Source organism: Aestuariivirga sp., from assembly GCF_041738905.1.
Taxonomy (GTDB): Bacteria; Pseudomonadota; Alphaproteobacteria; order Rhizobiales; family Aestuariivirgaceae; genus Aestuariivirga.
Window position 1 is genome coordinate 1 of the sequence record NZ_JBGSOZ010000143.1, and the last position, 6,802, is coordinate 6,802.

The window sequence follows — 6,802 nt, forward strand, 5'->3', positions numbered from 1 at the left end:
GAGAAAACATCATGCGCTACTCGACATCCTTCATGGCACTGCTCCTCGCCCTTGGCATCTATGGCGTTGCTCCCATCGCCACCTCTTTCAACCCCTTCGCAGCATCGACCGCACATGCCCAGTCGGCTGACGATGACGGTATAAAGCATGTCGTAGATGATCGGCCGCAAGGTGAGCATGAGCCCATCTGCCATTGCGGCGTATCCTTCCGCCGAGGGATGAAGTGCTCCGGTGGTCTCCGAGAACACGGCAGCAGAGGCCTTCTCATCGATCTTCCCGAACTTGTCGGCAACCTTCTGGTTGATGACCATGTAGGCATCGTTGAAGGTTCTCACCCAGCGCTGGCGCAAGGCGTAAGGGTAGTTCTGTTCAGCGGGGTTGTGAGGCCGCCACTCGCCTTCATCAGACGTCAGGCTGGGCTGGCAGGTCTGTGTGTCGCGGTCCGCCTTGCCATGACACGGGATCATCAGTTGCTCCGCCGGATCATCGATGCGGCGAATGTTCTGGGCGCAGAAGCCATGGCCCTCGAACATCTGGTCGGCATAGACGCGGCCGGCAAAGGTCCAGCCGTGGTCGCCGGCAAGATCCTTCATCCGCTTGTGAAGCAATGCGAACTGCTCGCGCACAGCCTTCAGTCGTGAAGAGCGCGCCGTGAGCCACGACGAGAACATGTCGAGTGACTGATTTGCGGCATAGCGGTCTTCCTCCTCGGCATCGGAGGGAGCTGCCTTGCAGATGCCGCCGGTTTCGTCAGTGACGAGATCGGGGTAAGCTGTCAAAATCACGCGCGACGGATCGAAGACGCCATCGGGTGCGGAAGCCAGTGGAAGTGCCGCCTCGAAAGCCGCCGCGAGCCGGGCATAAGCATCGGGAAGCACGTCGCGCATGCGTTGAGCGAAGTCCTTGGCACTGACAGTGGCACCAAAGAACGATGCGATGCTGGAAGATGCGCCGTCACGGAGCGAGGCCCATGCGACGATATTCGAAAAGCCGATGTCATTTCCGCCAATCGACAGGAACACGAAGTCGACATGCCGGCGGAATTCGTTGCCGGGGCAGCGGAGCAGCCCATCGTCCTCGACTGGTCGCATGAGGCAGAGTTCGCGCAACATGCGATAGAGTTGGGAGTCCTTCGAACCGCCGGAAATGGGACGGGCGGCGGGCTGTGAGGTCCTGTCGGTTTCGGCGATCCGTTCGACGTAGGTCTGTGGCCCCAGGAGGCCATCGGTGATCCCCGCGCCCGAACAGGAATAGTCGAGGAAGGTCACGGCTGCCTGCGGATTTTCGATGGCGACCTGAAGTGCGGCGCGCAATTGCTGGCCATAGAGCGAGCGATGACAGAGTTGGTCGCTCCAGGTGGCACCACCATAGCCATCGTTCCGCTTGCGTTGCGGATAGAAGTTCCGGAAGCGCTTGCCGTCTCCGAATTCGACGGGAAGATTGGGGTTGCCCTCTCCGGAAGCAAAACTGTCGCCCAGCCCTGCAATGAGAAGGTCTTTCACGGCGGCATCCGTGACGATTGCCGATTCACCAACGACATTCACCGAAATCGCAGCGCCGCCCGGATAGGGCAATTCGATGCCGCGCCCGCTGACCCGCTCGTCGCAGGCGGCTTCGGCAACCAGCCTGCCGTCGATCTTCCATTCACAACGCGCCGACTTGGGCACCGGAACACCGTCGCCCTTGAGCCACAACTTGATCGGATGGGATTGCGGGTTCAGGTAGGAATCGAGCCCGCCACAAGCCGAGTGCGTGCGCTTTTCGGCGTCATAGCAAATGCCATCCTGGCCCTTGGCGGCCCAGCCGCGCCAGTCGAAATTCGTACGGAGGATATTGCTGAAGGCGATGTAGCGGTCGTTGAGCACATGTTCCGAGCCGAGCACGGATGTGCGCGCGACGAAGGAATCCCGTTCGTCCGACGGCATGTTCTGATTGTCGACATGGAGCAGGTACTGGCGCCATGCGTTTTCATGGAGCCGAAAGAATTGTGGGTCCTTGAACAGGCGAAAACGGTTCACGACCTGCCATTCGATGCGGAACTGGCTGGTGTTGAGCGTCTGTGCCTGAGACGGCATCACAAGAGCGGACAGGATGGCGGTAACAAGGAAAAGAGGCCTCAACATCGCTCCGGGTTATAGGTCGAAACGCGGCCAAGTTTGGGCGGGCGTCAGGAATTCTCAGGCCCTGGCCTTGCGATGATGACCCGGATTCCGGCGTCCGTGAGCATCTTGTGATTGGCCTCGGAGAGCCCTTCGTCAGTGATGAGCGTACCAATGCGGGAGAGCGGCATGATGGGGTAGCGTGCGCGGGCGCCGAATTTGCGGCTGTCGGCCAGAACGATGACCTCATCGGCACGCTGCAGGAGGAGTTCGGTTTCCTTTACGATCAGCGGGTGGGATTCCTGCATTCCGTTTGGCGTGATGGCCTGTGCGCCGAGGAAGAACTTGGACGCATAGAATTCGGGCGCGCCCGCCTTGGGGGAAAACACGATTCCGGGTTCGCGGTAAAGGTCGCCGCCCGCAAACGTCAAATGGCATGTGCCGTTTTGCCAGAGGGTGGCAGCGAGCGGCATGGAATTGGTATAGATCCGCACGTTGCGGTTCGCCAGCAGAAGGGCGAAGAGATAGCAGGTCGAGCCGCCATGGATGATGATGGCGTCTCCATCTTTCACCAGCTTGGCGGCTTCATCCGCGATGGCGTTCTTCGCGGCAACCTCCAGCATCTGGTTTTCGGTGAAGGGTCTGGCGGCGAGGCGATCAAGGCCGCTCACCGATTCTGCTGCGGCTATTCCGCCGAACACCTTTCTCACGGCACCGCTGGCATGCAGTTTCGCGATATCGCGCCGGATTGTGGCGGGCGACGCGTTCACATAGGCTTGGAGATCCCGTACGGAGGCAAATGGCTGGTCTCGCAACAGCCCCAGCATCAGCTTGTGCCGTTCGCTTTCAGTCATGTGATCTATGATCGAAAATAATCATTTGTGCACCGCAAAAATCACGAAATACTCACAAACTAACTCACTTGACGTTTTTTGATCATCACTGTTTATTATTGCTCACCAATCCGGGGCTTGTAAACCGGTGTGTGAAAGACCCGCGGGCGGTTAGCTCCCCAGCCGCGGGCTGAAGGCATGGGAACGAAGGGAACAGCATCGATGAGACCGGACGGAACGGCTGACGCTGCGCGAGGACGCGCCGATACGTTTCCGATCGCGCTCCGTTCCGTGTCCAAGTCCTTTGCCGGAATCAAGGTCGTTACGTCCGTCAGCTTCGACATGCGGCCCGGCGAGGTTCACGCCCTCATGGGCGAGAATGGCGCGGGCAAGTCGACGCTCATCAAGATTATGGCGGGGCTTCACCAGGCCGACGAGGGCGAGATCGTCGTCAACGGCAAGGTCGTGAAGTTCGCTTCGCCCAGGGACGCGCACGCGGCCGGCATTGCGACCGTCCACCAGGAACTCCTGCTGTTTCCGGAGTTGACCGTCGCTGAAAACATCTTTCTTGGCCAGACGCCCAAGACGTCGCTCGGCACCGTCGACTGGCAGACCATGCGACGGCGCGCGCGCGAACTTCTCGACTCGCTCGACAGTGGTGATCTCGACATCGACCAGAAGGTGGCAAACCTCTCGGTCGGCAACCGCCAGCGCATCGAGATCGCACGTGCCCTCGCACAGGACGCCCGCGTGCTCATCATGGACGAGCCGACGGCGGCTCTGGCCGAGGCCGACGTGCAACGCCTCATGTCAATCGTGAGGAACCTCTGCGCCAGGGGCGTTGCGATCGTCTATGTCAGTCATCGCATGCCTGAGATCTTCGCGCTGGCCCATCGCGTGACCGTGTTGCGCGACGGGCATCATGTGGCTACCAAGCCTGTCTCGGAAGTGGACGAATCACAGCTCGTTTCCATGATGGTGGGGCGCGCCATCGACAGGCTTTATCCTGCCAAGCAGGGCACCGATGGCGGCGTTCTGCTGGAGCTTCGCGACGTGTCCCATCGTTCGGTTGTGCGGAACATTTCCTTTCAGGTGAAGCGCGGCGAAATCCTGGGCCTCGCGGGCCTCGTCGGCTCCGGCCGCACGGAAACCGCCCTCACCATCTTCGGCATCACGCCTGCGACGTCGGGAGAAATCCTCATTGATGGCAAGGCGCAGACGATCACCAGCCCGGAGGCGGCGCGTGACCTGGGCATTGCCTATGTGCCAGAGGATCGCGGCTCGCAGGGCCTTATCAAGGCGCAGAGCATCGAAGACAACGTGGCGCTCGCCAACCTCAAGCGGCTCATGCGCGGCTTCCTCGTCGATGCGGCGCGCGTGACTGAAGAGGCGAAAAACGCCATCACCCGATTTGGCATCCGCGCGCGGGGGCCGCAGCAGCTGGTGCGCCAGCTCTCGGGCGGCAACCAGCAGAAGGTGGTGCTGGGCAAGTGGCTCGCCACCAATCCGCGCATCCTCATCATGGACGAGCCGACGCGCGGCATCGATGTCGGCGCCAAGGCGGAAATCCATCTCCTCATGAGAAAGCTCGCGGGCGAAGGCATGGCCATCCTGATGATCTCGAGCGAACTGCCCGAGGTGCTCGGCATGAGCGACCGCGTGCTGGTGATGAACAGCGGCCGTATCGTCGGCGAATTCGACAAGCAACACGCAACGGCGGAAGCCGTGGGAACGGTGATGACAAAGACCTATTCAGATGGCGAGGCTGCATGAGCGCAGCATCGCCTGCCATCGGGCGCACCAATCTCCATCGCTTCCTGAGCGGCTACGGGCAGGAGATCGTGGTGCTGATGTCGATCGTCGCGCTCTTCGTGGTGGTCGGCGCAATCAATCCGCGCTTTCTCTCCGACAACAACATCAATTCGATCTTCGCAGGCAACGCCTATATCGCCATTGCCGCCATCGGAATGTCGATGATCATCATGGCGGGGCACATCGACGTGTCGGTGGGTGCCCTGATCGGGGTCATCGCAACCATCGCCGGTTCGCTTGCCGTCGCTGGCTATCCCATATGGGTTGCCTGGACAGTGCCGATCCTGTTTTCCATGGCCGTCAATTCAGGCGTCGGCGCGCTCGTGGCCTATACCCGCATTCCCTCGATTGTCGTGACGCTCGGCATGCTGTCGATCCTGAAGGGCGGTCTCATCAGCGCCACGGCGGGTGCATGGATTACCGACATGCCCGCTGAATTCATGATTGCGCAGATGCGGCCCTTCGGCATTCCCTCCGCAGTCTATTTCATGGTGGGCCTGACGATCGTTGCGGCGCTCTTCATGCGCTACACGGATTTTGGCCGTGCCATCTATGCAGTGGGCGGCAACATGGAAGCAGCGCGTGCTGCGGGCATCAACCCCGAGCGCACGGTCGTGGGCGTCTTCGCGCTACACGGGTTTTTTGCAGGGGTCGCGGGCATTCTCTTTGCCACGCAGTTGCAGGTGATCCAGTCCACCGTGCCGCCCAACCTTGAACTCACTGTCATCACGGCGTCCGTCATCGGCGGCGTCTCGATCCTCGGCGGCACGGGAACGGTGATCGGCTCGACGCTGGCGGCAATCCTCTTTGCCTGCATCGGCTCGGCGCTGATCTTCCTCAATGTCTCGGCCTACTGGCTGCGCGCGGTTCTGGGCCTGATGATCCTGGCAACGGTTCTGGCCGACATGGCGCGCCGGCGGAGGGCGAAATAATGACCGCCGCCAAGTTGCTGCGCCACGAGACAATCCTTGCCGTCCTGACCGTCATCGCACTTGCCGTTCTGGCATCCCTGTCCGACAAGTTCTTCACCACCGAGAACCTGCTGAACCAGGGCCGCCTGATGTCAGAAGTGGGGCTCGTGGCACTCGCCATGACCTTCGTGATCGTCACCGGCGGCATCGACCTTTCAGTTGGGTCGATCCTTGGCCTTACCGCGATCCTGCTCGGCGTGTTCTGGAAGAATCTTGGACTGCCGCTGCCAATGGCAATGCTGGCGGCAGTGGCCTGCGGCACTTTTGCCGGCTGGATGAATGGCTTCATCATCACGAGGTTCCGCGTTCCGCCGCTGATCGCGACACTTGCAACGCTGGCGCTTTACCGTGGCCTCGCGGAAGGGATCAGTGAGGCGCGCTCGGTGCGGGGATATCCCGAATGGTTCTTTTTCTTCGGCCAGGGCGAAGTGCTGGGCGTTCCCTTCCAGGTCTGGCTGCTCGGCATTGCCACTGTGGTTGCGGCCGTCATACTGGGATTTACGCCATTCGGCCGCGCGACTTACGCGATCGGCGCCAATGAAACCGCCGCGCGCTTCTCCGGCATCCGCGTGAATGCCACAAAGCTGTGGATCTATACGGCGGCGGGTTTCCTGTCGGCGCTCGCGGCGGTGGTCTTCGTGTCGCGCGTGACGACGACGCGCTCCGACATGGGAACGGGCCTCGAGCTTGACGTGATCACCGGTGTGGTTCTGGGCGGCACGTCGATTTTCGGAGGCCGGGGAACGATCATCGGCACTGTGCTTGGCCTGATCCTTATTCAGGCCCTCAAGAATGGATTGTCGCTTTCGGGCGTCAAGGGTGACGGCACCATCGTCGTTATCGGACTGGTATTGATCGGCGCGATCCTCGCGGGCGCGCTGTTCGACAAGAACAGAGGCGGCTGATTCGGGAGGACTTGCCTTGCACCAACCGCCTGTGGCGCAAAGGATAACAAACGGGAGCAATGAAGATGAAGAAAACGACACTCGGCGCCATTCTGGCGCTTGGCCTGTTCAGCGGCACGGCACTGGCGCAGTCCGCCTGGACCGGCGGCGACGACCTGCCGACGAGCCCGCTCGCCTGCGAC

General features: G+C 61.2%; 5 protein-coding genes. 3 read left to right on the forward strand and 2 right to left on the reverse strand.

Annotation, left to right across the window (positions count from 1 at the left end; all coding sequences use genetic code 11):
* A partial coding sequence (locus ACEW8Q_RS13065) for an SGNH/GDSL hydrolase family protein (RefSeq protein ID WP_373504493.1) occupies positions 1-2,123 on the reverse strand: 2,123 nt, incomplete at its 3' end.
* A 44-nt stretch (positions 2,124-2,167) separates the two neighbouring features.
* Positions 2,168-2,953, reverse strand: coding sequence for a DeoR/GlpR family DNA-binding transcription regulator (locus ACEW8Q_RS13070; protein ID WP_373504494.1), 786 nt, complete (start codon positions 2,951-2,953; stop codon positions 2,168-2,170).
* A gap of 201 nt (positions 2,954-3,154) precedes the next feature.
* Between ACEW8Q_RS13070 and ACEW8Q_RS13075 the strand changes: the two genes are divergently transcribed.
* From ACEW8Q_RS13075 to ACEW8Q_RS13085, 3 genes are read left to right on the forward strand one after another with little or no spacing between them, the layout of a single operon-like run.
* Positions 3,155-4,705 (forward strand): sugar ABC transporter ATP-binding protein, encoded by a 1,551-nt coding sequence (locus ACEW8Q_RS13075; RefSeq protein WP_373504495.1) that lies wholly within the window; start codon positions 3,155-3,157, stop codon positions 4,703-4,705.
* A complete protein-coding gene (locus ACEW8Q_RS13080) occupies positions 4,702-5,676 on the forward strand; it encodes an ABC transporter permease (protein ID WP_373504496.1) in 975 nt (324 codons plus the stop codon). Before ACEW8Q_RS13075 ends, ACEW8Q_RS13080 begins: the two co-directional genes overlap by 4 nt.
* Positions 5,676-6,620 (forward strand): ABC transporter permease, encoded by a 945-nt coding sequence (locus ACEW8Q_RS13085; RefSeq protein ID WP_373504497.1) that lies wholly within the window; start codon positions 5,676-5,678, stop codon positions 6,618-6,620. The genes ACEW8Q_RS13080 and ACEW8Q_RS13085 overlap by 1 nt, the downstream gene beginning before the upstream one ends.
* Positions 6,621-6,802: the final 182 nt, after the last annotated feature.

Bases quoted from the DNA above. Each gene is read 5' to 3' on its own strand.
- ACEW8Q_RS13070 (WP_373504494.1), bottom strand. From the start codon at position 2,953: ATGACTGAAAGCGAACGGCACAAGCTGATGCTGGGGCTGTTGCGAGAC.
- ACEW8Q_RS13075 (WP_373504495.1), top strand. From the start codon at position 3,155: ATGAGACCGGACGGAACGGCTGACGCTGCGCGAGGACGCGCCGATACG.
- ACEW8Q_RS13080 (WP_373504496.1), top strand. From the start codon at position 4,702: ATGAGCGCAGCATCGCCTGCCATCGGGCGCACCAATCTCCATCGCTTC.
- ACEW8Q_RS13085 (WP_373504497.1), top strand. From the start codon at position 5,676: ATGACCGCCGCCAAGTTGCTGCGCCACGAGACAATCCTTGCCGTCCTG.